At 71.3% G+C, this 24,915-nt stretch carries 18 protein-coding genes; 8 read left to right on the top strand and 10 right to left on the bottom strand.

What is annotated here, in order from left to right; translation table 11 throughout:
* Positions 1-72: 72 nt before the first annotated feature.
* On the bottom strand, positions 73-1,020 hold the full coding sequence (locus tag AACH10_RS22105; RefSeq protein WP_341412696.1) for a LysR substrate-binding domain-containing protein: 948 nt from the start codon (positions 1,018-1,020) through the stop codon (positions 73-75).
* Positions 1,021-1,145: 125 nt separating this feature from the next.
* Between AACH10_RS22105 and AACH10_RS22100 the strand changes: the two genes are divergently transcribed.
* Together AACH10_RS22100 and AACH10_RS22095 are read left to right on the top strand one after the other, a co-directional pair.
* Complete coding sequence (locus tag AACH10_RS22100) at positions 1,146-2,219, top strand: tartrate dehydrogenase (protein WP_341412695.1); 1,074 nt, start codon at positions 1,146-1,148, stop codon at positions 2,217-2,219.
* Between the two features lie 38 nt (positions 2,220-2,257).
* A complete protein-coding gene (locus AACH10_RS22095) occupies positions 2,258-3,253 on the top strand; it encodes a Bug family tripartite tricarboxylate transporter substrate binding protein (protein ID WP_341412694.1) in 996 nt (331 codons plus the stop codon).
* Between the two features lie 19 nt (positions 3,254-3,272).
* On the opposite strand, the gene AACH10_RS22090 is transcribed toward AACH10_RS22095, so the two are convergent.
* Both AACH10_RS22090 and AACH10_RS22085 read right to left on the bottom strand, forming a co-directional pair.
* Positions 3,273-4,346 (bottom strand): amidohydrolase family protein, encoded by a 1,074-nt coding sequence (locus tag AACH10_RS22090; protein WP_341412693.1) that lies wholly within the window; start codon positions 4,344-4,346, stop codon positions 3,273-3,275.
* Positions 4,347-4,450: 104 nt separating this feature from the next.
* On the bottom strand, positions 4,451-4,879 hold the full coding sequence (locus AACH10_RS22085; RefSeq protein ID WP_341412692.1) for an acyl-CoA thioesterase: 429 nt from the start codon (positions 4,877-4,879) through the stop codon (positions 4,451-4,453).
* A 126-nt stretch (positions 4,880-5,005) separates the two neighbouring features.
* Here AACH10_RS22085 and AACH10_RS22080 point away from each other — a divergent pair, with 126 nt between their 5' ends.
* The 3 genes from AACH10_RS22080 (at position 5,006) to AACH10_RS22070 (ending at position 7,443) form a co-directional block, all read left to right on the top strand.
* Positions 5,006-5,977, top strand: coding sequence for an NAD(P)H-dependent flavin oxidoreductase (locus AACH10_RS22080; RefSeq protein ID WP_341412852.1), 972 nt, complete (start codon positions 5,006-5,008; stop codon positions 5,975-5,977).
* Between the two features lie 121 nt (positions 5,978-6,098).
* Positions 6,099-7,124: an MBL fold metallo-hydrolase gene (locus tag AACH10_RS22075; protein ID WP_341412691.1), complete on the top strand. Its 1,026-nt coding sequence runs from the start codon at positions 6,099-6,101 to the stop codon at positions 7,122-7,124.
* A 52-nt stretch (positions 7,125-7,176) separates the two neighbouring features.
* Complete coding sequence (locus tag AACH10_RS22070) at positions 7,177-7,443, top strand: DUF3297 family protein (protein ID WP_341412690.1); 267 nt, start codon at positions 7,177-7,179, stop codon at positions 7,441-7,443.
* Between the two features lie 44 nt (positions 7,444-7,487).
* On the opposite strand, the gene AACH10_RS22065 is transcribed toward AACH10_RS22070, so the two are convergent.
* Positions 7,488-9,590 (bottom strand): hybrid sensor histidine kinase/response regulator, encoded by a 2,103-nt coding sequence (locus tag AACH10_RS22065; protein WP_341412689.1) that lies wholly within the window; start codon positions 9,588-9,590, stop codon positions 7,488-7,490.
* A gap of 28 nt (positions 9,591-9,618) precedes the next feature.
* On the bottom strand, positions 9,619-10,014 hold the full coding sequence (locus tag AACH10_RS22060) for a phosphonate transporter (protein WP_341412688.1): 396 nt from the start codon (positions 10,012-10,014) through the stop codon (positions 9,619-9,621).
* A 192-nt stretch (positions 10,015-10,206) separates the two neighbouring features.
* Here AACH10_RS22060 and AACH10_RS22055 point away from each other — a divergent pair, with 192 nt between their 5' ends.
* Positions 10,207-10,884, top strand: coding sequence for a response regulator transcription factor (locus tag AACH10_RS22055; protein WP_341412687.1), 678 nt, complete (start codon positions 10,207-10,209; stop codon positions 10,882-10,884).
* 33 nt (positions 10,885-10,917) lie between these two features.
* On the opposite strand, the gene AACH10_RS22050 is transcribed toward AACH10_RS22055, so the two are convergent.
* Positions 10,918-12,510, bottom strand: a complete 1,593-nt coding sequence (locus AACH10_RS22050; protein ID WP_341412686.1) for a PAS domain-containing sensor histidine kinase — start codon at positions 12,508-12,510, stop codon at positions 10,918-10,920.
* 319 nt (positions 12,511-12,829) lie between these two features.
* Here AACH10_RS22050 and AACH10_RS22045 point away from each other — a divergent pair, with 319 nt between their 5' ends.
* Positions 12,830-14,935 carry a phage integrase family protein gene (locus AACH10_RS22045; RefSeq protein WP_341412685.1) on the top strand — a complete coding sequence of 702 codons (2,106 nt, stop codon included), beginning with the start codon at positions 12,830-12,832 and terminating at the stop codon, positions 14,933-14,935.
* 119 nt (positions 14,936-15,054) lie between these two features.
* Here AACH10_RS22045 and AACH10_RS22040 read toward each other — a convergent pair whose 3' ends face one another.
* Both AACH10_RS22040 and AACH10_RS22035 read right to left on the bottom strand, forming a co-directional pair.
* Positions 15,055-16,200: a ParB/RepB/Spo0J family partition protein gene (locus tag AACH10_RS22040; RefSeq protein WP_341412684.1), complete on the bottom strand. Its 1,146-nt coding sequence runs from the start codon at positions 16,198-16,200 to the stop codon at positions 15,055-15,057.
* A 108-nt stretch (positions 16,201-16,308) separates the two neighbouring features.
* Entirely contained in the window at positions 16,309-17,607 is a 1,299-nt protein-coding gene (locus AACH10_RS22035) for an AAA family ATPase (protein ID WP_341412683.1), read from the bottom strand.
* Positions 17,608-18,167: 560 nt separating this feature from the next.
* On the opposite strand from AACH10_RS22035, the gene AACH10_RS22030 reads away from it, so the two are divergent.
* Positions 18,168-19,532 (top strand): RepB family plasmid replication initiator protein, encoded by a 1,365-nt coding sequence (locus AACH10_RS22030; protein WP_341412682.1) that lies wholly within the window; start codon positions 18,168-18,170, stop codon positions 19,530-19,532.
* A 13-nt stretch (positions 19,533-19,545) separates the two neighbouring features.
* On the opposite strand, the gene AACH10_RS22025 is transcribed toward AACH10_RS22030, so the two are convergent.
* On the bottom strand, positions 19,546-22,134 hold the full coding sequence (locus tag AACH10_RS22025) for an alpha/beta hydrolase fold domain-containing protein (RefSeq protein WP_341412681.1): 2,589 nt from the start codon (positions 22,132-22,134) through the stop codon (positions 19,546-19,548).
* 232 nt (positions 22,135-22,366) lie between these two features.
* On the bottom strand, positions 22,367-24,910 hold the full coding sequence (locus AACH10_RS22020) for a response regulator (protein ID WP_341412680.1): 2,544 nt from the start codon (positions 24,908-24,910) through the stop codon (positions 22,367-22,369).
* Positions 24,911-24,915 lie beyond the last annotated feature (5 nt).

The following is a 24,915-nucleotide window of genomic DNA, read 5'->3' as shown; positions in this document are numbered from 1 at the left end:
CTCGGCCGTATTGCGTGAACTAGGCAGACCGCTCCAGCGCAGGTGCCATGCGCCAACGACCTGCGCCGGCGCTCAGGCTGCACGCACCGCACTGCGCTGCGCCAGTTGCGCGGCCAGAAAGTCGACGAAGGCCCGCACCCGCGCCGCCAGCTGGTGGCGCTGCGGGTACACGGCGTAGATGTCGGCATCGGGCGTGCGCAGCTGCGGCAGCACCTGCACCAGGCGGCCGTTCTTCAGGTAGCGGGCGATGTCCCACTCCGCGCGCATCAGGATGCCGTGGCCGTCGAGCGCCCAGTTCACCGCGACCTCGCCATCGTTGGTGGTGAGGTTCCCGCGGATCTTCACTGCCTGCGCGTCGGCGCCGGCCGCGGCGCTGCGGCCGCGCCCGCTGGCCAGGCGCCACACGCCAAAGGCCTCCTCGCCCTGGCGGATGCCGATGCAGTTGTGACCGGCCAGCTCGGCCGCCACACGCGGCGTTCCGTGCCGCGCCAGGTACGCGGGCGAGGCGCACAGCAGCCGGCGGTTGGGAGCGATGCGCCGCGCGATCACGCGCGACTCGGGTGGTGGACCGAAACGCACGCACACGTCGAAAGCATCGTCGGTGAGCGGCGGCGGGTTCACCGACAGCTGCAACTGCACCTCCACCTGCGGGTTGGCGCGCACGAAGCGCGAGACCAGCGGTGCCACGTGGCTGCGGCCGAAGCCCAGCGTGGCGTTGACGCGCAGCAGCCCCTGCGGCACGGCCTTGGACAGGCCCAGGCGTTGCGCCATGTCGTCGATGTCGCCGAGGATGCGGCGCGCATGCGCCAAGTACAGCTCGCCCTCGGGCGTGAGGCTCATGCGCCGCGTGCTGCGCTTGACCAGCAGCAGGCCCAGGCGCTGCTCCATCTGCGCCAGGTGCTTGCTGACCGCCGGCGTGGTGATGCCCAGCTCACGCGCCGCGGCGCTCAGGCTGCCGGCACCGGCCAGCACCGAGAAAAAGCCCAGGTCGGTGGGCTGGATGGCGGGGCTGGAGCTCATGCGCGACTGGCCTGGATTGTTGACTTCAGGTGAACGATGGATTGACTTTAGCGGCGCGCAGACGGGCCGTCCAATTCCTACAGTGCGGCCACTGTTCAACCCCACCCGCCTGCCAGGAGCCCCGCATGAAGACCTATCAGATCGCCACCATCCCCGGTGACGGCATCGGCAAGGAGGTGGTGCCGGCCGGCCGCCAGGTGCTGGAGGCGCTGGCCAGAAGCAGCAGCGCCTTCCGCTTCGAGTTCGAGGATTTCGACTGGGGCGGCGACTACTACCGCCGGCATGGCGTGATGATGCCGGCCGACGGCCTGGATGCCTTGCGCGGCAAGGACGCCATCCTGTTCGGCAGCGCCGGCGATCCGCACATCCCCGACCACATCACGCTGTGGGGCCTGCGCCTGAAGATCTGCCAGGGCTTCGACCAGTACGCCAATGTGCGGCCCACGCGCATCCTGCCGGGCATCGACGCGCCGCTCAAGCGCTGCGGCCCGCAGGACCTGAACTGGGTGATCGTGCGCGAGAACTCGGAAGGCGAGTACGCCGGCGTGGGCGGCCGCGTGCACCAGGGCCACCCGATCGAGGCCGCCACCGACGTGTCGATGATGACCCGTGCCGGCGTCGAGCGCATCATGCGCTTCGCCTTCAAGCTGGCCCAGAGCCGCCCGCGCAAGCTGTTGACCGTGGTGACCAAGAGCAACGCCCAGCGCCACGCGATGGTGATGTGGGACGAGATCGCGGTGCAGATCGCCAAGGAGTTCCCCGACGTCAAGTGGGACAAGGAACTGGTGGACGCGGCCACCGCGCGCATGGTCAACCGCCCGGCCACGCTGGACACCATCGTCGCCACCAACCTGCATGCCGACATCCTGAGCGACCTGGCCGCCGCGCTGGCCGGCAGCCTGGGCATCGCGCCCACCGGCAACATCGACCCCGAGCGCCGCTACCCCAGCATGTTCGAGCCCATCCACGGCTCGGCCTTCGACATCATGGGCCTGGGCCTGGCCAACCCGGTGGGAACCTTCTGGTCGGTGGTGATGATGCTGGAGCACCTGGGCGAGCCCGAGGCCGCGCAGCGCGTGATGCAGGCGGTGGAGCAGGTCACGGCCAACCCGGCGCTGCACACCCGCGACCTGGGCGGCACCGCCACCACCGCCGCGGTGACGCAGGCGGTGTGCGAACTGCTGACCACCGGCGCCTGAGCGGCTGCGCGCACCCGAACAAGACCCAGGAGACCCCGATGCCCACCCTGCTCTCCCGGCGCCGCCCCGTGCTGCGCACCCTGGCCGCGGCGGCGCTGCTGATCACCGGCCACGCCATCACCCTGGCCCAGGCCCAGCCCTGGCCGAGCAAGCCGGTCACGCTGGTCGTGCCCTTCCCGGCCGGCGGCACCACCGACGTGCTGGCCCGCGCGCTGGCCGACAAGCTCGGGCCCGCGCTGGGCCAGACGGTGATCGTGGAAAGCAAGCCGGGCGCCGGTGCCACGCTGGGCGCCGACTACGTGGCCAAGTCCAAGCCCGATGGCCACACCTTGCTGGTGGGCGCGGTGCACCACACCATCGCATCCAGCGTCTACAAGAAGCTGCCCTACGACTTCCAGAAGGACCTGGCGCCCATCACCACCATCGCCCTGGTACCCAATGTGCTGGTGGTGAACGCCGCCACGCCGGCGAAGAACGTGGCCGAGCTGGTGGCGCTGATCAAGCCCAAGGCCGGCGCCTACAGCTACGGCAGCAACGGCAATGGCACGGCCCAGCACCTGATCGGCACGCAGTTCGAGAACCTGACCGGCGCCGATCTGATGCACATCCCCTACAAGGGCAGCGGCCCGCTGACCACCGACCTGCTGGGCGGCCAGGTGACGATGTCCTTCGACACCGTGACGCCGGTGCTGCAGCACATCAAGGCCGGCAAGCTGCGCGCGCTGGCCGTCACCACGGGCAAGCGCGCCAGCGTGCTGCCCGACGTGCCCACGCTGGAGGAGGCCGGGCTCAAGGGCTTCGACATCGGCACCTGGTTCGGTGTGCTGGCGCCGGCGGCCACGCCGAAAGACGTGCTCGCGCGGCTGAACACCGAGATGGTCAAGGTGATCCACTCGCCCGAGTTCAAGCAGCGCATGGCCGAGATCGGCGCCGAGCCGATCGGCAACAGCAGCGAGCAGATGGCCCAGCAGATCAAGGCCGAGACCGACAAGTTCGCGAAGCTGGTGAAGGCGGCGAAGGTGACGATCGACTGAGCGTGGGCGGCGCGCGGCCTCAGGCCGGCGGCAGGTCCAGCCGGTACACGCGCGCCGCCGTGCCGGCGAACAGGGCGTGCTGCTCGTCGGCGGACGCGCCCGCGGCCAGGCGCTTGAAGGCGTTCCACAGCACCGCATAGCCGGTGCTCACCTGGTCGACCGGGAAGTTGCTCTCGAACATGCAGCGCCGGGCACCGAAGGCCTCGATGCAGGTCTCGACCCAGGGCTTCCAGGCCGCGGCCAGTTCCTGCGAGCTGGGCGGCACGGGTCGGCGATCGAAGCCGAAGTGCGTGGTGCGCATGCCCAGCCCGCCCACCTTGACCACCACGTTCGGGCAGGCGGCCAGCGCCAGCAGATCACGCCGCCATTGGCCATACACCGCATCGGCCTGGCCGGCATAGGGCCCCACGCCCAGCGGACCACCGCAGTGGTTGAGCACGAGGGTCGTATCCGGGAACGCGCGCGCCAGCGCCAGCACGTCGGGCAGCTGCGGGTGGTACTGCCAGGCCTCGAAGCTCAGGCCCAGCGGCGCCAGCTGCGCAAAGCCCTCGCGAAAGCGCGGCTCGCCGTACAGGCCGGGCGGCGGCTTGGTGTGGCTGTCCAGGATCTGCGGGCTGGCGTCCCAGCCGCCGGCATGGCGGATGCCGCGAAAGCGCCCGTTGCCGGCACGCAGATGCGCCTCCAGCACCGGCCGCACGGCGGCACCCAGCGTCAGGTTGGCATGGCTGACGATGCCGGCGCAGGCCCGCGTGGGCCCGTGCAGGCCGCTGGCCGCCATGGCCGCCACGCCGTTGGCGAACTCGGTCTCGCCGATCGGCTTCATCTCGACCGGACCATCGGCGCGATAGAAGGCCACGCAATCGACGAACACCGTGGCCACCACGCGGTGGCCGCTGCCGGTGTCGGCCAGCAGTTCGTCCAGCAGGTAGCGGTGGCCGCGCCGCTGCCACAGGTGATGGTGCGGGTCGACGATGGGCCGCTCAGGATCGAGGATGGGCTCGGCCGGCTGGCGCGCCAGCCAGGCGGCATCGGGCGTGACCACGGTGGCCACGGCGTCGGGCGCCTTGGCTGGCACATTCGGTGTGGCGGTCATGCGCGCGTCTCCGGCTGGGGCGATGCGCGCATTCTGGGCAGCGCCTGCCGGCGCGCGCTTCGCTCAGGCGACAGCGGCGCTGCGGGTCAACCCGGGGCGGCGGCTCAGCCGTTTTCCAGCCGCGCCAAAAAGGCCGCCGGCACCGGCGTGGGCCGGTGCGTCTCGGGGTCGATGAACACCACGCCGATCTTGCCGCGCGCCACCGGCCGGCCGCTGGCTTCCTCGTCCATGCGGAACTGCAGGTCCAGGCCGTAGCGGTTGACGTCGGCCGGCGTGATGCCCACGCGCATCACCTCGCCGTGGAAGCCCTCGCTCATGTACTGCGCGCCGATGTCGGCCACCACGATCGAGCAGCCCTCCACCGTGCGCTCGCGGTAGCCCAGGTGCTGGAAGAAGCGCACCCGCGCCTCACTGACCAGGGTCATCAGCTGGGCATGGTCGAGGTGGCCGCCCTGGTTGACATGGCTGACGTAGATCTGGATGCCGGTGGAGAACAGCGGCGGCTCGGTGAATTCGAATTGAAGGCGGGGCATCGGGCCATTGTCTCTGCGCCACCGCTCTGCCCTGCCCCGCGCGTGACATCGCCCGCCGGGTCCGCTGGCCAGAATGGCCCGCAAACCCTTTTTCCCTGCGAGGAGACTTTCGCCATGAGCCGCACCATGAAGACCCGCATCACCGAACTGCTGGGCATCCGCTACCCCATCGTGCAGGGCGGCATGCAATGGGTGGGCCGCGCCGAGATGGCGGCCGCCGTGTCCAACGCCGGCGGTCTGGGCCTGGTGACCGCGCTCACCCAGCCCACGCCCGATGCCCTGGCCGCCGAAATCGAGCGCACCCGCTCGATGACCGACCAGCCCTTCGGCGTCAACCTCACCATCCTGCCGACGGCCAGCCCGCCGCCCTATGCCGAGTACCTGGACGTCACGATCAAGAGCGGCGTGAAGATCATCGAGACCGCCGGCCGCAGCCCGAAAGATTTCATCGAGAAGGCCAAGGCCGCCGGCGTGCGCATCGTGCACAAGTGCACCTCGGTGCGCCACGCGCTGTCGGCCGAGCGCGACGGCGTCGACGCGATCTCGATCGACGGCTTCGAATGCGCCGGCCACCCGGGCGAGGACGACGTGGGCGGTCTGGTGCTGATCCCGGCGGCGGCGCGCGTGGTGAAGATCCCGCTGATCGCCTCGGGCGGCATCGCCGATGGCCGCGGCATGGCCGCCGCTCTGGTGCTGGGCGCCGAGGGCGTGAACATGGGCACGCGCTTCTGCGCCACGGTGGAGGCGCCCATCCACGACCACATCAAGCAGGCCCTGGTGGGCGCCAACGAGCGCCAGACGCAGCTGATCTTCCGCACGCTGCGCAACACCGGCCGCGTGATGAAGAACGCCATCTCCGACGAGGTGGTGGCCATCGAGCGCCGCCCCGGCGGTGCGCAGTACGAGGACGTGCGCCACCTGGTGGCCGGCGCCCGAGGCCGCGGCGCGCTGGAAAGCGGCGAGGTCGACTCGGGCCTGGTGTGGGCCGGCCAGGTGGTGGGCCTGATCGACGACATCCCCACCTGCAAGGACCTGCTGGAGCGCATGGTGGCCGAATGCCAGGAACGCCTGGCCTACGGCAGCCGCTGCTTCGGCTGACGCGCAGCCCGGCCCTGCAGGCCTGCACCGGGCGGTACGCGACATCACGTACACGCAACGCCGACAACGGCCCTAGCGTGGACCGCTGGACATCTTGCCCACCCGAAGAGGAGACACACGCATGAAGCGCCCCGTTCGCACCGCCCTGGCCACCACGTTGGCCGCCACGCTGGCCGCTCTGGTGGCCGGTTGCGCCACCACGCCACCACCGGCCACCGAGGCCTCGGTGCAGGCCCACATCGCCGCGGCCGAAGCCGCCGCCGGCAAGGACTACCCCGAGTACCTGGGCCTGTGCAAGCCGGCCCCGGTGAAGCGGCCCGAGGCCGGCAGCATCGACCTGGCCGCGCTGATCGCCCGCCCCGCCCCGCCGCCCGGCGCGGCCTTCGACAACCTGGCCTACGTGGGCAGCGCCTGGGTCAGCGCCTGGGCGCTGAAGACCAGCGACGGCGTGATCCTGATCGACGCGCTGAACACGGTGGACGAGGTCGACCGCCTGATCGTGCCCGGCCTGAAGAGCCAGGGCCTGAGCCCGTCCGACGTGAAGACGGTGCTGGTCACGCACGGCCACGGCGACCACTACGGCGGCGCCGACCATGTGAAGGCCCTGGCCGGCGCCACCAAGCCGCGCGTGGTGATGAGTGCGCTGGACTGGACCATGACCGCCACACAGCTGGAGTTCGCCAGCCCGATCTGGCCGGCACCGCCCAAGATCGACCGCGCCCGTGACGTCTCGGCCCAGGACGGCGACCTGCTGCGCCAGGGCGACACCACGGTAAAGCTGGTCGTCACGCCGGGGCACACCCTGGGCACGCTGTCGCCGGTGTTCGACGTGAGGAGCGGTGGCCGCAGCTACAAGGCCCTGGTGTGGGGCGGCACCAGCTTCAACTTCGGCCGCGACATGCAGCGCCTGGATGCCTACATCGCCGCCGCCGACCGCATGCGCGAGCTGGCACGCACCGAGAACATCGAGGTGCTGCTGTCCAACCACCCGGCCAATGACCTGACCGTCAAGCGCCTGGCGGCGATGAAGGCCAACCCAGCCATGGCTAACCCCTTCGTCATCGGCAACGCGGGCGTGCTGCGCACACTGACCGTCATCAGCGAGTGCGCCAAGGCCAACCGCGACCGCTTCGCGATGATGCCCTGACGGGGCCTGGATGGGGCGCAGGTGGGGCGCGCCGCTACACTCGCGCCCCACCATGAGCGATACCCCGAACACCCCCGAGACCGCAGGCCGCCCGGACCTGCCCGACCACCTGTCGATCGACCCGCGCAGCCCGCACCATGTGGCCGCGGTGTTCCAGTACGACATCGGCATCCGCTTCAACGGCCAGGAACGCGCCGACGTCGAGGAATACTGCGTCAGCGAAGGCTGGATCAAGGTGCCCGCCGGCAAGACGGTCGACCGCAAGGGTCGCCCGCTGCTGATCAAGCTGAAGGGCAAGGTCGAGGCCTTCTACCGCTGAGCCTGCCGCCGGCGCCTGGCCGGCGCAGCCCGCATCCACCCAGCTCAGGGCGCGCGGCCCAGCGCCTGGGGGTTTGGCACGGCCGCATCGTTGGCGCCGGGCCCGCGCAGCAGGAGCCGGTCGACCGTGCCCAGCAGCCGCGCGGCATCCACCGGCTTGGTCAGGTAGGCCTGCACGCCCGCCTGATGGGCGCGGGTGATCTCGGCCGGCGCCGCATGGGCTGACACCACCACGGCAGCCGGCACGCTGGGCGCCGGCAGCTGGCGCAGTTGCTCCCACAGGCTCAGGCCGTCGATGTCGGGCAGGCCCAGATCCAGCAGCACCAGGTCGGGCGGATGGGCGCGCGCCAGCGCGAGCGCCTGTTCACCGCTGGCCGCCGTGAGCAGGCGCACGTTCGGGCGCAGTGCCACGATGTCGGCCATCAGCGCCTGGTTGTGCGGGTTGTCTTCCACGCTCAGCACCACGCCGCGCACGTCGGCGCGCCAGGTGGCACCGGTGCGGCCGGGCGCGGCCTCGGCCCCCTGGGCCGGCAACTCGGCCACCGGCAGCACGACCATGAAGCTGCTGCCCTGCCCCGGCTGCGACCGCACGCTCAGGCTGCCCTGCATGGCCAGCACCAGCTGCTGCGCGATCACCAGGCCGATGCCGGCACCCGGCAGGCCCGAGGTCTCGCGGCCCAGGCGGTCGAAGGGGCGGAACAGGCGGGCCTGCTGTTCGGGGCTCATGCCCAGGCCGTTGTCTTCCACGCTGAGCTGCCAGTGGCCGGGCAACTGTTCGAAGCGCAGCAGCACCTGGCCACCGGGCCGGTTGTACTTGACGGCGTTGCTCAGCAGGTTGAGCAGCACCTGCTCCAGCCGCGTGGGGTCGGCCTGCACCCATACCGCGCCGGTGGCCGGCGGCGCCAGGACCAGCTGCAGATGCGCGGCGCTGGCCGCCAGCTCCAGGGACTGCATGGCGCGCCGCGCCGCGGGCAGCGCATCCACCGGCTCGGGCCGCACCGGCAGCATGCCGGCCTCGATGCGCGACAGGTCGAGCAGGTCGCTCACCAGCTGCAGCAGCAGGCGGCCGGCATCGCGCATGTGGCCCACCTGCCGGCGCTGGCGCGGCGAGAGTTCGGGCTCCTGCGCCATCAGCAGCACCTCGGCAAAGCCCAGGATGGCGTTCAGCGGCGTACGGAACTCGTGGCTCATGCGCGACAGGAACTCGCTCTTGGCGCGGCTGGCTTCCTCGGCCACGCGCTGCGCCTGCACGGCCGCACGGTGCTGGTGGGCGGGCGTGACATCCCACACCACGGCCAGCAGTCGGCGCTGCGGGCCATCGACCTCGCGCAGCAGCTGGCCCTTGACGCACAGCCAGTGGCGCTGGCCGTCGGGCCAGCGCACGGCGTATTCCAGCGTGTCGTCACGGGTGTCGGCCAGCTGCGCGGCGATCCAGTCGGCCAGGGCCTGGCGATCGGCGGTCGTGGTGGTCTCGGCCAGCACCTGGGCCGGGCTGACCCGGCTGGCGTCGGCGCAGCCGTGCAGCGCAAAGGTGCGGGGGTTCCAGCGCAGACCGGCCAGCGGCTCGCGCGGTGGCCGGGCCGGGGCCTCGGCCACGCTGGCGTCGGCCGCAGGCGGATCGGCCGGCGGCCCGTCGATGACCCAGCTGCCCAGGCCGGCCGCCGCCGTGGCCAGATGCAGTTGCTCCTCCAGCGCACGGCGCTCGCGCTCGACCGTGCCCACCGGCAAGGTGATGTCGTTGAGCAGCACCAGCAGGCGTGGCGCATCGTCCACCACCAGGTCGTGCGGCACGGCCTCGCCGCTGGCATCCGGCAGCCCGGCATCGGCGCGGGCCTTGTCCATCTGCAGCATGCACATCGACAGCAGGTGTGTGCTGGCGCCATCGGGGATGCGCAACAGCACGCCATCGCACACCACGCCGCGCGGCTCGGTGAAGGCGGCCACTGCTGCCGCCAGGCCCGGATGCTGCGGCTCGATCAGCGGGAACAGCCAATCCAGCCGTCCGGCCGGCGCCAGCGGCATCAGGAAGCGCGCCGCCATCGGCGTGATCAACTCGATCTGGCCGTCGAGCGTGGTCTGCAGCAGGGCCACCGGCGAACGGTACAGAAACCGCAGCAGTGACTCATAGGCGCCGGGCGAACTGGACATCTGCGGGCTCCGGCCACCGATCCGACCCTCAGGGCCGCCGCTGCAGCACCAGGTAGGCGAGGTCGTCGCCCGGTTGCCACAGCATGCGCAGCGCCACCGGCGTGGGCCGCATGCGCCAGGTCAGCACGTAGTCGAGCCGGGCGTCGAGCGCCGTGCGGGCGTTGCGTGCGTCGTCGAAGCGCTGCGCCACCAGGTAGTTGTTCATGCACTGCGCCAGCTCGGTGAAGACGTTCAGGCCCATCACGTCGGCGGGGTCGAGTTCGGCCTGCCGCGCCTCTTCCGCGTTGTAGACGGTGACGCGGTGGCTGTGCACATCGAAGCCGATGACGCCGAAACGCAGCGCATCCCATTCGGCAGGCTCCAGACGCAGCAAGGCCGGCAGCAGGTCGGGCTGGTCGTGGGTGAGCGCGGCGGCGGCGGTCATGGCGGGCGGCGGCAGGCAGCCAGCCGCAAGCGCTGCAGGACGGTGCGACCGTGCCACCACGTCCCGGCACCCGGCAAATTGCCATGCGCGAATTTGTTCGCAGGCAGCCAGCATATATGCGAAGTTCAGGCGGGTAAAGCCGGCGGCGCAACTGTGCTTGAATCAGCGGGCCGAAGTGTTGCCACACGCTGCATGCTGCCCTCCAACCTGGCCCTGGTCGACGACGACGCGGCCTTCACCGAGTACCTGGCCGACTACCTGCGCCACCTGGGCGTGGCCGTGGACGTGTTCGCCGACAGCAACGACCTGCTGGCCCACGACGGCGGCTTCGGCTACGGCTTCTACCTGGTCGATCTGATGCTGCCCGGCATCGACGGCGTCGATCTGATCCAGATCCTGCGACGGCGCAGCAGTGCCGGGCTGGTGGTGGTGTCGGGCCGCCTGGCCGCCGACACCTTCGCCCGGGTGATGCGCGCCGGCGCCGACATGTACCTGGCCAAGCCGGTGCAGTTCGAGCAGGTGGAACTGGCCATCCGCGCGGTGCAGCGACGCGCCGGTGCGCCGGCACTGGCCGGCCAGGCCTGGGTGCTGCTGCGCGACAGCCGGCAGTTGGTGGCGCCCGACGGCACGCATGTGGAGCTGAGCCCGGCCGACGTCGCGCTGCTGGCCTGCTTTGCCGATGTGGACGGCCAGGTGGTGGCGCGTGAGCGGCTACAGGTGGCCATCGGCCGCGAGGACGCCGACCAGGGCCTGAACGCCACTGTGTACCGGCTGCGCCGGCGCGTGGAGCGCGCCACGCCGCTGACCATGCCGCTGCAGTCGCGCTCGCGCGTGGGCTACGTCTTCCGGGCCCCCCTGCGCATGGCTTGAGCGGGGCGGGCCGGACGGCGTCCCGCGCGCCGGTCAGTCGTCGTCCTGGTTGAGCTGCAGGCGCAGCGTCGTGCCCGCGGGACCGGTGGCCAGCACCTGCACGCTGCCGCGGTGCAGCGCCATCACCCGGTGCACGATGTACAGGCCCAGGCCATGACCGGCCCCGCGCTGCGTGCGCCGGCCGCTGGCACCGCGCTGGAACAGGCGGCCGTGCAACTCGGGCGCGATGCCGGGGCCCTGGTCCTGCACGTCGATCAGCAGGGCCAGCGGGTCATCGCAATCGCCCAGCGTCACGGTCACCGGGCTGCCGGGCGGGCTGTAGGCCAGCGCGTTGACCAGCAGGTTGCGCAGCGCCAGGCGCATCAGGCTCATGTCCATCGACGCGCTGCGCGCCTGCGTGTCGCGACGGATCTGCACGCGCTGGCGCTCGTCGCTGGGCAGATCGGCGATGGCCAGGCCCAGCAGGGCCTGCAGCTCGGTGTCGCCGCGCTCGATGGGCCCGCTGCGCGCCAGCAGTTCGGCCACGGCCAGGGTGTTGTCGACGCTGTCGATGACCACGCGCAGCATGTCGGTGGTGCGGCGCAGGGCATCGCCACCGGGCGCCCCGAGGCCGCCGGCCGGTGCGCCCGCGTCGACGCGGCGCGCGCCCTGCAGCACGGCCAGCGCGTTGTGCAGCGGCTGGCGCACCTCGTGGGCCAGCACGGCCAGCATCTCGGTGCGCTCGGCCAGCAAGGCGGTCAGCTCGGCGCCGTGGGCCTGGCTGGCCTGGTGCTGCTGGCGCAGCTGGTGCAGCTCGGTCACGTCGTGCATCACGCTGCGGGTCATCACCACGCGGCGCTGGGCGTCGAACACCGGCGTGGCGTTCAGCAGCACCTCGCGGCGCTGGCCGTGGCGGCCATACAGCGTGATCGGCACGTTGTGCAGCGATTCGCCGGCCAGGATGCGTGGCAGCTGGGTGCGGAACATCTCGCGCCCGCGCTCATCGAGGAAGTCGGACGGGCGGCAGCGCCCCACCACCTCGTCGCGCTGGCACCCGAGCCACGACAACTCGGTGGCATTGATGCGCAGGTACACGCCATCGGGCCCCAGCGCGTGGTAGCCGCAGGGCGCCAGGTCGTAGAGGTCGACGATCTCCTGCAGGTGCTTCGCGTTCTGCGCCGCCAGATGCACGCGTGTCGTGATGTCGATGAAGGACACCACCACGCCACCCGGAAGGGCCGGATCGTCCTTGGCCAGCGGCAGCGCATTGACGCTGATCCAGCGCTCGGGCCCGCCGACGGGGTCGGCCCCGCCCAGACGCATCACCTGCTCGCGCTGCGGCAGGCCGGTGCGCTGCGCGGTCACACCGGGAAAATCGTCAGGGTGCCAGGGCGAGCCATCGGCGCGCCAGGCGGGCCATTGCGCGTCGTCGCCGGTGCGGCCCAACACCTGGTCGCGCGGCACACCCAGGATGCGGCAGGCGGCCTCGTTGGCCTCCACCACGCGCCCCTCGGCGTCGTTGACGATCAGACCCTCGGTCATGGTGGCGAACACCGCCCGCAGCCGCGCCTCGCCCTGGCGCTGGGCCTCGTGCAGTGCGGCCCTGTCAGCCGGAAGGATGGCGGCGGAGAACTGCTGGGGGGCCATGGCGCCTGGTCGGAGCCCGCGGCGGCGGGTTGCACGTTGCACTGTACTGCGCGAGCCGCTCGGGTACGCATCGCATCTGGTCAGATCGTGCCTTGCCTGTCCCTCCTGGGCGGGCTGACCGCAGGCTTCGAAATTCCCCCTATTCGCGCATTGATAAATTTCATTATCATGACGCTATAAAAATTCAAGGATCTTGCATCTGGCGCGGACGACGAGCCCGCTTTGGTGCTTCTCCCCAGGAGAACCTGCGCGGCAGGGCGCGTCCGCCTGCCTGGCCATCTTCGATGCCTCCGATGATCTTGCCGCCTCAAACAATGCCATGACAGGCCTGATCCAGCGTCGTCCGCGCGGCCGGCCCCCAGGCGCCCGCACGCGCGTGCTGCGGCACGACGGCGCGCTGGGCGTGCACCACTTCGCCTTCCTGCGCAGCTGGTTCCTGGGTCTGGACCTGCGCCACGCCTGGCAGCGCTACCTGGCCTTCTCGGCGATGAGCGACGACCTGCGCCACATCGAGCATCGCCGCCAGGCCCTGCTGCACCAGGTGCTCGACGCCGGGCAGCAGCTCAACCTGGATCTGCCGCCGGCACGGCAGATCACCGCGCAGCTGGCCCTGCTGGCGCAGCCACCGTTCGACGCCGGCAGCACCCCCCTGCCCTCGCTGGACGAGTTCGTCGATGCACAGGGCCTCGACCGCGAGTTTTACAGCGAGTCAGAGCTGCTGCAGGAGTACCGGCAGTTCTTTCACCTGGATGGGGCCACCGACTCGGCACCGCCCGAAACCAACGCCGAACGCGGCCTGGGCCAGGCGCAGGTGCGGGCGCTGAACCAGGTGGAGGCGCTGCTGGCGCGCCAGCCCGAGGCGGGCGACCGGCTCGACCTGTGGCTCTCGCCGGCCCTGGCGGCGCTGCTGCGCACCGCGGGCATCGGCACGCTGGGTGCGCTGGCCGACACGGTGCGCGTGTACGGCCGCCGCTGGCACGCACGCGCGCGCGGCCTGGGCGAGCGCCGGGCGGCGGCGCTGGTGGCCTGGCTGGGTCCGCTGGCCGAACAGTTCGGCCACGCCATCCCCAGCGCCGTGCTCGACCCATCGCGCCACCGCAGGCCGCCGCCTGCCGCCGCACCCGGGCAACCGCACGTCGCACCGCGCTTCGCGCTGGTGCCGCTGGAACGCCTGGCCGTGCCGGCGCACCTGGCCGGCGGTGCGGGCCTTGCGGCCCCGGCGGGCCGTGCCGTGCCAGCCTCGCCGCCGTCGGCGCTGAATGACCTGCAGGCCCTGCGCGCCTGGCTGTCGCAACCACGCCCGGACGCCACACGGCGCGCCTATACCAAGGAGGCCGAGCGCTTCTACCTGTGGTGCCTGCACGCGCGCGGCAAGCCGCTCGCGGCCATCGATGTGGCCGACTGCCGGTCGTACCTGGACTTTCTGGCGGCGCCGCCGCCCGAGTGGGTGAATGCACGCCCTGCCGCCCGCACCGACCCGGCCTGGCGGCCGCTGCGCGGGCCGCTGGGCGGCGCGTCGCTGAACTTCGCCCGGGTGGTGGTGCAGAACCTGTTCGATGACCTGTGCGCCAGCGGGCACCTGCCGGCCAACCCGATGCGTGCGTTGGCGCGCCAGCGCACCGCGCTGCCGCGGGCGCCGGCGCTGGAGCGGGCCTTTACCGAGGCCGAATGGCGCTTCGTGATGGGCCAACTCGACCGGCAACTGCTGACCCGCGACCCGACCGATCGCGGCCAGGCCGAGGCACGGCGCATCGCGCTGCTGCTGCACCTGCTGTCGGCCACGGGGTTGCGGCTGTCGGAGATCGCTGCGGCAACGCTGGCTGACCTGCGGTTGAGGCCGCCATCGGGCACGCGCGACTTGGCGCTTGGCCCGGAGGCCGGCGCCGAGGAGGGCCCGGTCGCAGACATGGCGCTCGGCGCCGGGTGGCTGATCCGCGTTCAGAGCCGTCACGGCGGCGCGCGCGAGCTGCCGCTGGATGCCGCCCTGCACGCCCTGATCGCACGCCACCACGAGGATGCTGCCGCGATCGCCACCCTGCCCTCGCCCCCGCCCATCGTCTGCACGCTGGCTGAACGCCCGCGGCGCTGGATCGACGGCCCGGACGGCGTAGTTCAGTTGTCGCCGCAGCAGCCACCGACGATTCGCGCCCTGGGCGCAGCCGGCGTCTACCTCACGCTCAAGCGCTTCTTCCGGCGCATCGCGGCGGACGCGGCGGCGGTGGATGGCCTGTCGCGTGAGCGCCTGCGGGCCGCCTCCACACACTGGTTGCGGCACACCTTCGGCCGCGAGGCGGTGGCGGCCGGCATGCCCTTGGATGCGCTGCGCCGGGCCCTGGGCCACGCCAGCCTGGCCAGTACTGGCCGCTACCTGGGTGCTGAGCCCGTTGACACTTCGGCAACGCTGCCCGCAAAGCCGGGCTCCTGAGGCTGGCCTGGCGTAGATGCGCGAGTGGCAACCGGGTTGCCACCCGTTGCGCTCTTCACCCGTCCGGCCGTTGGTCGGGCGGTGGTGCGGCCGGTGGCACGGCCGGCCAGAACGGACCGTCAGGCGCCCGACGGTCCGCCCTGCGCCAGTGCCTGGACCAACGTCTGCGCCAGCCGGGACGCGTCGGCGGCGTTCACCACGCCGGCGACCAGGTGCAGGTCGAGTGCACCGGCTGCGTCGAGCGACCAGCGACCCACCACACGCCCACCCAGCGCCAGCTCACCCGACTGGCTGCCGGGCAGGGCACGATCGGCCACTGCCGTGGCGGTCTTGCCCAGCAAAGCCTCCACCACCGCGCCAGGCGCCAGGCGCTGGGCCTGCTGCCGCAGCTTGTCGGCGCGCTTGAGCACGCCCTTGCGGTCGCGATCGAGCTGCGCGGCGATGGCCTTGGCATGCCTGTGCTGCACCTCCAGCGGCGAACGGAAGCAGTCCAGCACCGGCTGCGGCAGGTCGGCCACCGCCAGCACGTTGGCCACCCAGGTGTGCGAGACGCCCAGTGCCTCGGCCAGCCGGCGGTTGGAGGCGTAGAGCTTCTCGTCGAGCGCACGGCGATACATCACGCCCTGCTCGTAGGGCGAGAGATCGGCACGCTCACGGTTCTCGCGGTCCATGGCCGCGAACAGGTCCAGATCGCTGATCGGTCCGTGGTCGATCACGGCCAGCACCGGCAGGCCCAGTTCGGCGCAGGCGCGGTGGCGGCGGTGGCCGAACACCAGCTCGTAGCGCGCCGTGCCGTTGCCGCCGGTGCCCTCGGGCAGCGGCCGCACCAGGATCGGCTGCACATTGCCACCGGCCAGCTCGATGTCCTGCTTCAGATGCATGAACTCGGCATTGCCGAAGGCGTCTGCATGGCGATTGGCCCAGCGGCTGGGCTGGATCAGCGCGGTGTCGAGCCTGCGGGTGGGCAGCGCACCGTCGTGCTCGCGCAGGCGGTCGCGCAGCTTGCCCAACTCGCCTTCCACGGCCAGCAGCTGGCCGCGGAACTGCAGCATCTGGCCCGGGCCGGTGCGCGGGGCCTGGCCGTGCGGGCCCGGGCCGCCCGCGGCGGCGGCCGCTGCGGGCAGGGCCGGCGGAAAGCGACCGGCCTGCGGCGGCGCGGCCGGGGGCAGGGCCGGCTCGGCGGCGGGCGCCGGGGCAGGGGAGGGCGCGGCCGGGGGCAGCGTCAGATCACTGGTCTTGGCCAGCAGCTTGTTCTTGATGCTCATGCGCTTGCTCCCTGCTGTTGCACCGACCGGTCCACCGCCGGCGCGGCATGGCTGGCAACCGGGTTGCCAGCGTTGGCGCGGCCGCGGGTCGCGGCGTCGTCAACCACCTCAGGCCCCCGCCTGGCGCGCGCGCCAGGCCTCGACGATCGACTCTTCCACCAGGTCCACGAAACGGTCGTACGCATCCACCGCGCGCTTGTAGGTCTTGGCCGAGCCGTCGTACTTCTGGATGTCGTAGATGGTGGCGAATTCGGCCGCCTTGTTGCTGGTGACCGTGGTCTTCGGGATTTCCACCGGCAGCACGAACTCGCCATAGGTGGCCTGAATCCACTGGCGCACCGCTGGCGACGCGGCATCGGCATGGTCAACGCGGCTGAGCAGGATGTGCAGGAAGTCGAAGGCCTTGCGCAACTCGGGCGCGCTTTCCTGGCGGTCGAGATTGCCGCCCAGGTCGGCCAGCAGCGACCAGAACTGCGCCGAACTGGCGAAGTCCAGGCCCGAGGGGGGCACCGGCACCACCAGGCCGTCGGCGGCCCACAGGCCGTTGATGGTGACGTAGGACAGCGCCGGCGGCGTGTCGATGATGATCACGTCGTACAGCTCGCGCACCGGCTCCATGCCGGCGTTCAGCACGTCCCAGAAGCGGGCGCTCGGATCGTTCATCTGCCGCGCGGGCAGCGCGAACTCGGCGCCGAACAGGAAGGGCGCTGCCGCCACCAGGTCGAGCCCGTCCCAGTAGGTGGAGCGGATGGCCGGGGTGATGTCGTCGCTGCTGCCCTGGCACAGCGGCGAGATGGTCATCTCCTCGCTGACCTCGGCCTCGGGCAGGATGCCATGCAGCGTGGTCAGCGAGCCCTGCGGGTCGATGTCGATGGCCAGCACGCGGTGACCGCGCAGGCTCAGGCCCTGGGCCAGCACCATGGCGCTGGTGGTCTTGGACACGCCGCCCTTGAAGTTGGCCACCGCCACGCACACCGCGCGCTGGCCGGCCGGGCGCATCTTCTCGTGGCGGTAGGTGCGGGCCCACTGCCGCGTCTCGGCCAGGCTGAACTCACGCTTGCCGCCGCTGGGGGTCAGCTGGCCCGAGGGCAGGTCGCCCTTGGTGACGCGGTAGTTCACATGCGCCTTGTCCACCCCGCACAGCGCGGCCACCTGGGCCGTGGAGTAGTGCGGCGGCAGCTTGCGCGCCTCGGGCGCCAGCAGGCGACCACGGATCTGCTCGACCATGCCGCCGGCCTTGAGCGCCAGCGCCTGGATGCGCGCCATGTCGATGCTGGAGCGCGCCAGCGGCGCGCCGAGGGCCGTGTCGGCAACCGGGCCGGCCGGGGTGGCAACCGGGTTGCCAGCCGGGTCGGTGGCAGCACCGCTCAGGGCGCTGGAAGAGGGCAGGGCAGGGGAGGGAGGCATCGCGATACCATCAACAGATCGTCGATTCGACGGTTCTCGCAGAGTCTACAGCGAATCGTCTAAACCACCTGTTTTTGGACACCGAAAAGTGGAGAGAGTTTGGGAACCTGGCCCACCCGCACCGCCTGGAACGACCGCCAGCGCAACGGTTCATCCGCCGCAAACCCACCAAACAGCCCCTCAAGGCCACCGGAGCGGCCGGCCGAAGACGGTTGCCAGCGCGCCAGCCGGACCTGGAGGCACCCAATCGGCCATCCAGCCGTCCAGATCCCCAAATCCACTCACCGAAATGCCCACCGGATCGCCATTTCAGCGCCTGGTTGCCCAAGTCCACCGCCGCAGTATCCCAAAAGATCTCCGCCGCCAACCCATATCCACTCCGCAAAACACAGGCAAGTGCTTGTCGGCAATAGGCTTTCCGTCGCCGCAACTCTTCAAGGTATTCAAGTGTTCATCTTCAAAGAAGACAAGTCGACGCCAGGTTTGAATTGTGAGTTGACCGCTTCACCGTAAAGTCCTATGGTGTACTCGCCTGATTGCTCCTGACACAAACACCGGTGATGGCTGAAAGTCTCTCGCTCCCGTCCAACGGTTCGGCCCGCACCGATACATCTGCCGACGACGCTCGCCGCGACGAGCAGGCCGTCTCCAAGGCCAATGAGAGCATCGCCATCCGCCCCAAGCGCGGCAAGCTCACGCTGCTGTCACGCCGCATCTACAACGCGCTGCTGTACCACGCACAGCGCGCCGGGGTCGATCAGCCCAGCTACACCATCCTGCTGTCCGAGCTGATCGACGACGCACGCTTCAACTCCAACAACACCGAGCTGCTGAAGACCCACATCCGCGACATGCAGGCCACCACCATCGAGTGGCACACTAGCATCGGTGAGCAGCGGCGCTGGACCTCCACGCAGTTGCTGGGCACCGTGCACATCCACGAGCGCGGCCGCGGCAGTCCCTGCAGCATCACCTGGAGCTACCCCGAGCCGATCCGCGAACGCCTGGTCAAGCCGGCGCACTACACCAAGGTGTTCCTGGAGATCAGCGCGCAGATGCGCACCTATGCGGCGGCCGTGCTTTACGAGCTGGGCGCGCGCTACCTCACCTCGCCGGGTCGGCTGACCATGCGCGAAGACCTGATCTGGTGGGCCTCGGTGCTGACCGGCCGTTCCGACATCGAGAGCGTGGACTACCGCATCCTGCACCGCGACACCATCAAGAAGGCGCTGATCGAACTGGACACGCTGAACGACAGCTTCCGCATGGAGGTGGTGGAGCACAAGCGCGGCCGCAAGGTCGAGGAACTGCAGTTCCGCGTGATCCCCAAGGCCCAGCCTACGCTGCAGGGCCTGGAGCAGGGCGGCAAGAATGTGTTCGACCTGCAACTGGTCGAGCGCCTGGTGGTCATCGGCTTCAAGCGTGCCGATGCGCAAGACCTGTACGCCTCCACCGACGAGGGTGCGCTGCGCGCGGCGGTCGACCTGGTGGAAGCGCGCCAGAAGAACGCCACGCTGCCGCCGCTGGATTCGCCGGCGGCCTACCTGCGCGATGCGCTGCGCAAGGGCTACGCAGGACAGGGCGGGCAGGGCGCCAGCGTCGCGCGCGAGGAGCCGGCCACCGCCGAACCCTCGCTGGAAGAGAAGATGCAGCGCCTGCGCGACGAGTGGGAAGGCCAGCGCATCCAGCAGGCGCGCACGGCCTTCGACGCGATGGGCGAAACCGAGCGCCAGGCCCACATCGCCCGCTTCGAGGCCGAATGCCTGGGCGAGTTGCTCGGGCCGGTGGCGCGGTCGTGGCAGAAGCAGGGCGTCCACAGCCCGGTGGCGCGCAGCACCTTCTTCCGCTGGCTGGCCGGCGTGCTGTGGCCGGCACCCGTGACCGACAGTGCCCTGCTGGCCTTTGCGCTGGAGCGCAAAGGCTGATCAGCGGCTGCGGTCAGCGAAAGAAGCTGCGCAGCGCGGCGGCCATCTGCGCGCGAACCGGCTCGCCCGACACCACCACGTCCACCATGGTCAGCGAGGTGTGGGTGTGGCCACGGGCGGTGATCGTGTGCACCGGCACGCCGGCCAGCTGCAGGGCCTGCGCATAGGCCAGGCCCTCGTCACGCAGCGGGTCGAACTGGGCCGTGACGATCATTGCCGGCGGCAGATCGGCCAGGCTGTCGGCGCGCAGCGGCGCCACCCGCGGGTCGGTGCGGTCGGCCGCGTCGACATAGTGGTCGAAGAACCAGCGCATCAGCGCCGCGGTGAGCACATAGCCCTCGGCGTTCTCGACGTAGGAGGCCCGCGTGAGGTCGCTGTCGGTCACCGGGGTCAGCAGCAACTGGCCGGCAATGGGCGGCCCACCCTCGTCGCGGGCGCGCTGGCACACCACCGCGGCCTGGTTGCCACCGGCGCTCCAGCCCGCCACCGCCACCGCGCCGGGCTGGCCGCCCAGACTGCTGGCGTGCTCGCTCACCCAGCGCACGGCGGCCAGCGCATCGTCGGCCGCGGCCGGGAAGCGCGCCTCGGGCGCGTGGCGGTAGTTCACCGAGACGATCATCACGCCCGAGCGGGCACACAGGTCGCGGCACATCGGATCGTCGGACGACTGGCTGCCCAGCACCCAGCCGCCGCCGTGGAAATACACCACCACCGGGTGCGGCCCCGGCGTGGTCGGGCGGTAGAGCCGGTAGTCCAGCGGGCCGTCGGCGCCGGGCAGTTGGCCGTCGACGATCTCGCCCACCGCCGGCCCCGGCGGCGAGGCGGCCGACAGCTGCGCCAGCAGGCCGCGTGCCGCGTCGACCGGCAGGCTGTCGAAGGTGGGCAGGTTCATCGCCGCCATCATTTCCAGCACCATCTGCACATCGGGCTGCAGGCGGCGCACCAGGCCGTCGTTGCAGCGCTCGCCGGCCGGGCCGCTGCGCTCGAAGCCGAGGTAGTCGCGCGCCACCACCTCGTCGCAGGCGCGGCGGTAGGCGTCGACGCCGCCCACATAGGGCAGGAACACGCGGGGCTTGCCCGGCACGTTGGCACCCATGTACCAGCTGTTGGCGCTGGGGTAGAGCGTGATGTCGGCGCAGTCGTTGGCATGCTGCACCCAGCCGGCCTCGGCGGCCGCGGTGGGCTCGATGCGCGTGTGCCCCTGCGCGCGCAGGGCGGCCAGGCAATCGGCCACCCATTCCACATGCTGCTCGATCGAGACCATCATGTTCGACAGCACCGACGGGCTGCCCGGCCCGGTGATGGTGAACAGGTTCGGGAAGCCGCGGCTCATCAGGCCCAGGTAGGTGCTGGGGCCGGGGGCCCACTTGTCCTTCAGCGTCAGGCCGTCGCGGCCGGTGATGTCCACCGCCACCAGCGCGCCGGTCATCGCGTCGAAGCCTGTGGCGTAGACGATGGCATCGAACGTGAGCGACTCACCGCCGGACAGCGCGATGCCGCCTTCGGTGATGCGCTCGATCGGCGTTTTGCGCAGGTCCACCAGGCGCACATGCGGCAGGTTGAAGGTGGCGTAGTAGCCGGTGTCCAGGCAGGGCCGCTTGGTGCCGAAGGCATGGTCACGCGGGCTCAGGGCCTCGGCGGTCTCAGGGTCGTGCACCACGGCGCGGATCTTCTCGCGCACCTTCTCGCAGACGATCTCGTTGGCATCCTTGAACAGGATCTGGTCGGCGAAGACGCTCAGGATCGGGATCAGCTCGCCGGTCTGCCAGGCGGCCTCGAAGCGCTCGGCGCGCACCTCGGGCGGGCTGTAGCGGCCGTAGACCTGCGTGGGCTCCAGCGGCACGCCGGCGCGCGACAGCCTGGCTGCCTGGCGGTAGGCCGCGCGGTCGGCGCGCAGCGGGGCCAGACGCTCCTCGCGCACCGGGCCGTTGCCGGCGGGGATCGAGAAGTTGGGCGTGCGCTGGAACACCGTCAGCTGGCTGGCCTGCCTGGCGATGATCGGGATCGACTGGATGCCCGACGACCCGGTGCCGATGACGGCCACGCGCTTGCCGGTGAAATCCACGCCGCCCTGCGGCCAGCGGCTGGTGAGGTAGGTGGCGCCCTGGAAGCGATCGGCGCCGGTGATCTCGGGCGCCTTGGGCTGCGACAGGCAACCGGTGGCCATGATGGTGAAGCGGCAGCGGATGTGCTCGTCGGTGCTGGTGCGCAGGTGCCAGCGGCCGTCGGCCTCGTCCCACAGCGCGGCTTCGACGCGGGTGTCGAAGTCGATGTCGCGCCGCAGGTCGTAGAACTCAGCCACGAACTGCGCATAGCGCAGGATCTCGGGTTGCGTGGCGTACTTCTCCGACCAGCGCCAGGCCTGCTCCAGCGCGGGGTCGAAGCCGAAGGTGTAGTCGGTGGTCGGGATGTCGCAGCGCGCGCCGGGGTAGCGGTTCCAGTACCAGGTGCCGCCCACGTCACTGGCTGCTTCGAGCACGCGCACGCTGAAGCCCAGCCCGCGCAGTTTGTGCAGCAGGTACAGGCCGGCGAAGCCTGCGCCCACCACCACCACATCCACATCGGCCGGCCGCGCGGCGGCGCCTCGGGTGTTGCGTTGCACCATGATTCCTCCGGGGAGAACGGGCTGCTGGGCCGGCCATCTTGCACGCGCGATGCGCTGCGTGTGCCCAAGTTTTCCCGGGGGGCGCCGTGCGGTGTCGCAAGGCGCGACACCGTGCCGGCATGCGGCTACACGCAGCCAGGCGGCCAAGCGCCCTTGCAATCAGGGCCCCATCCCTAACTTGAATCAGACGCAACCAGACCAGCTGGCCGGCGCCACCGGTGCCGCAGGTTCAGCCGCCGGCCGGCAGGCGCGCCAGGGCTTCGCCCAGCGCCTGGGTCAGCTGCCGCAGGTCGGCCTGCAACGCGGCCACGCGGCGCGCGAGGTCGGGCTCGGCCTGCGCATCTGCGGGCGTGGCGGTGGCCGCCAGCAGCCGCGTCTCCAGCGACTGCGCCTGCGCCGCCAGCGTGGTGGCACCCAGCATGGCCGCGGTGGCGTGCAGCGCACGCAGGCGCAGGCACAGCAGCGGCCGCGGGCCTGGCAGCTGCGCCGGGTTGGCGGCCTCGGCATCGGCAAAGCCAGGCAGGCCGGCCCCGTACTGCGCCACGAACTGCTGCAGCGCACGCAGGTACACCGCGCTGCTGTGGCCGAACTGGCCGAAGCCGATCGGCGGTTGCAGGCCGGGCACCCTGGCCAGCGCGGCGGGCCAGCCCGCACCGCCCGCGGCCACGGGGTCGGCGACCGGCACCTCGGCGGTCGCCGACGACGGCAGCGGTGCCGCCGGGGCCGGCCCCGATCCGCCCGGCAGCCAGCGCAGCAGCAGCGCATACAGCTGGGCCACGGCCACCGGCTTGCTGAGGTGGTCGTTCATGCCGGCCTCCAGGCAGGCCGCGCGGTCCTCGCCGAAGGCGTTGGCGGTCATCGCGATCACCGGCAGGTCGGCAGTCTGCGGCAGCCGGCGCAGCGCCTGCGTGGCGTGCAGGCCGTCCATCACCGGCATCTGCACGTCCATCAGCACCAGCGCGTACCGCTGGCGCTGCGCCATCTCCACCGCCTGCTGGCCGTTGTCGGCCACGTCCACTGTCAAGCCGGCGGCTGCCAGCAGCTCGCAGGCGACAAACTGGTTGACCTCGTTGTCCTCGGCCAACAGCACGCGGGCGCCGGCGTGGCGGCTGCGCAATTGCTGCTCCAGCGCGGCCTCGTCCGAGCGGTCATCGGGGTCGGGTGCGCCGTCGGCCAGGGGCGACAGCGCGGGCCGAAGCCGCAACTGCACCTCGAAGCGACTGCCCTGGCCGGGCGTGCTGCTGACATGGATGCTGCCGTCCATCAGCTCGGCCAGGTGGCGGCAGATGGCCAGGCCCAGACCGGTGCCGCCGTAGCGGCGCGTGGTGGAGCTGTCGGCCTGCTCGAAGGGGCTGAACAGCTGGGCCAGGCGCTCGCCGGCGATGCCGATGCCGGTGTCGCTCACATCCAGCGTCAGCACTGGGCACGCAGGCTCGGTCGTGTCGAGCACGCAGCGCAGCCGCACCTCGCCGCGGTCGGTGAACTTCACCGCATTGCCCAGCAGGTTCAGCAGCAACTGGGTCAGACGCGTGGGGTCGCCGCGCAGTCGCGCGCCTGCGGCCTGGTTGTCGATCACCAGACGCAGGCCCTTCTCGCGCGCGCGCTCGGCCACCAGCCCGCAGGTGTGCTCGACCAGCGCGTCGAGCTCGAAGTCGATCTGCTCCAGCGCCAGCTTGCCCGACTCGATCTTCGACAGGTCGAGCACGTCGTTCACCAGGTTCAGCAGGTGCTGGGCGGCACGGTCGATGATGGCCAGGCTGCGCTGCTGGGCGCCGTCCAGCGTGCTGCGCTGCAGGATGTGCACGGTGCCGGTGATGGCGTTGAGCGGTGTGCGGATCTCGTGGCTCATGTTGGCCAGGAACGCGCTCTTGGCGCGGTAGGCCGCCTCGGCCTTGTGCGTGCGTTCCTCCACCAGCGCTTCCAGATGGTGGCGGTGCTGCTCGAGCTCGGCCACGAAGCGCCGGCGCTCGGTGGTGTCGCGCAGCAGGCCCAGCACGGCGGGCCGGCCGTGGTACTGGAAGCGCGTGGCGCGCAACTCCAGCCACAGGTAACGGCCGTCGCGGTGCATGAAGGCCACCTCGTAGTGGCGCTCGGGTTCGGGCAGGTCGGGCTGCACGCGGCGGGCGAAGCGTTCGTCCCACAGCGTCAGCGACTCGGGCGCCACCACGTCCTCGAAGCGGCAGCCTGCGAACGCCGCCTCGCTGTAGCCCAGCATGGCCGGCAGCGCCGGGTTGGCGAACACGAAGCGCCGGTCCTGCGCCACGAACAGGCCGTCGGCCAGCGAACCCAGCACCGTGCGGCTGAAGGCCTCACTCTCGGCCAGCGCGAGCGCGGAGCGCTCGGCCTCGCGCCGGCGCTGCACGTCGTCCAGGCAGCGCTCGATGGCCGGCACCAGCCGCATCAGCCGGTCCTTGAACACGAAGTCGGACACGCCGCGGTGCAGCAGGTCGACCGCCAGTTCCTCGCCGATGGTGCCCGACACCAGGATCACCGGCACCCCGGGCAGCGCGGCGCGCAGGCGTGCGAGCAGGGTGTCGAAGTCGACGCCTGGCACCTGGTGGTCGGCCAGCACCACCTGCCAGCCACCGGCGGCCAGTGCGGCGTCGATGGCCTCGGGGCTGGCCGCGCGGCTGCACTGTGCGCCCAGTCCGTGGCGTTGCAGGTGGCGCTGCAGCAGGCGGAAGTCGGCGTCGGCGTCCTCGATGATCAGGATCCGGTCGGCCGCGTCGGCGGGGCGGGCCGGGGCCGCGTCGGGAGGCTGCGTCGGGTTCATCGGGG

The organism is Pseudaquabacterium inlustre (assembly GCF_038066595.1).
Classification (GTDB): domain Bacteria; phylum Pseudomonadota; class Gammaproteobacteria; order Burkholderiales; family Burkholderiaceae_C; genus Pseudaquabacterium; species Pseudaquabacterium inlustre.
Note: the sequence above shows the minus strand (reverse complement) of the source record. Positions and strands in the feature narration are given on the sequence as shown.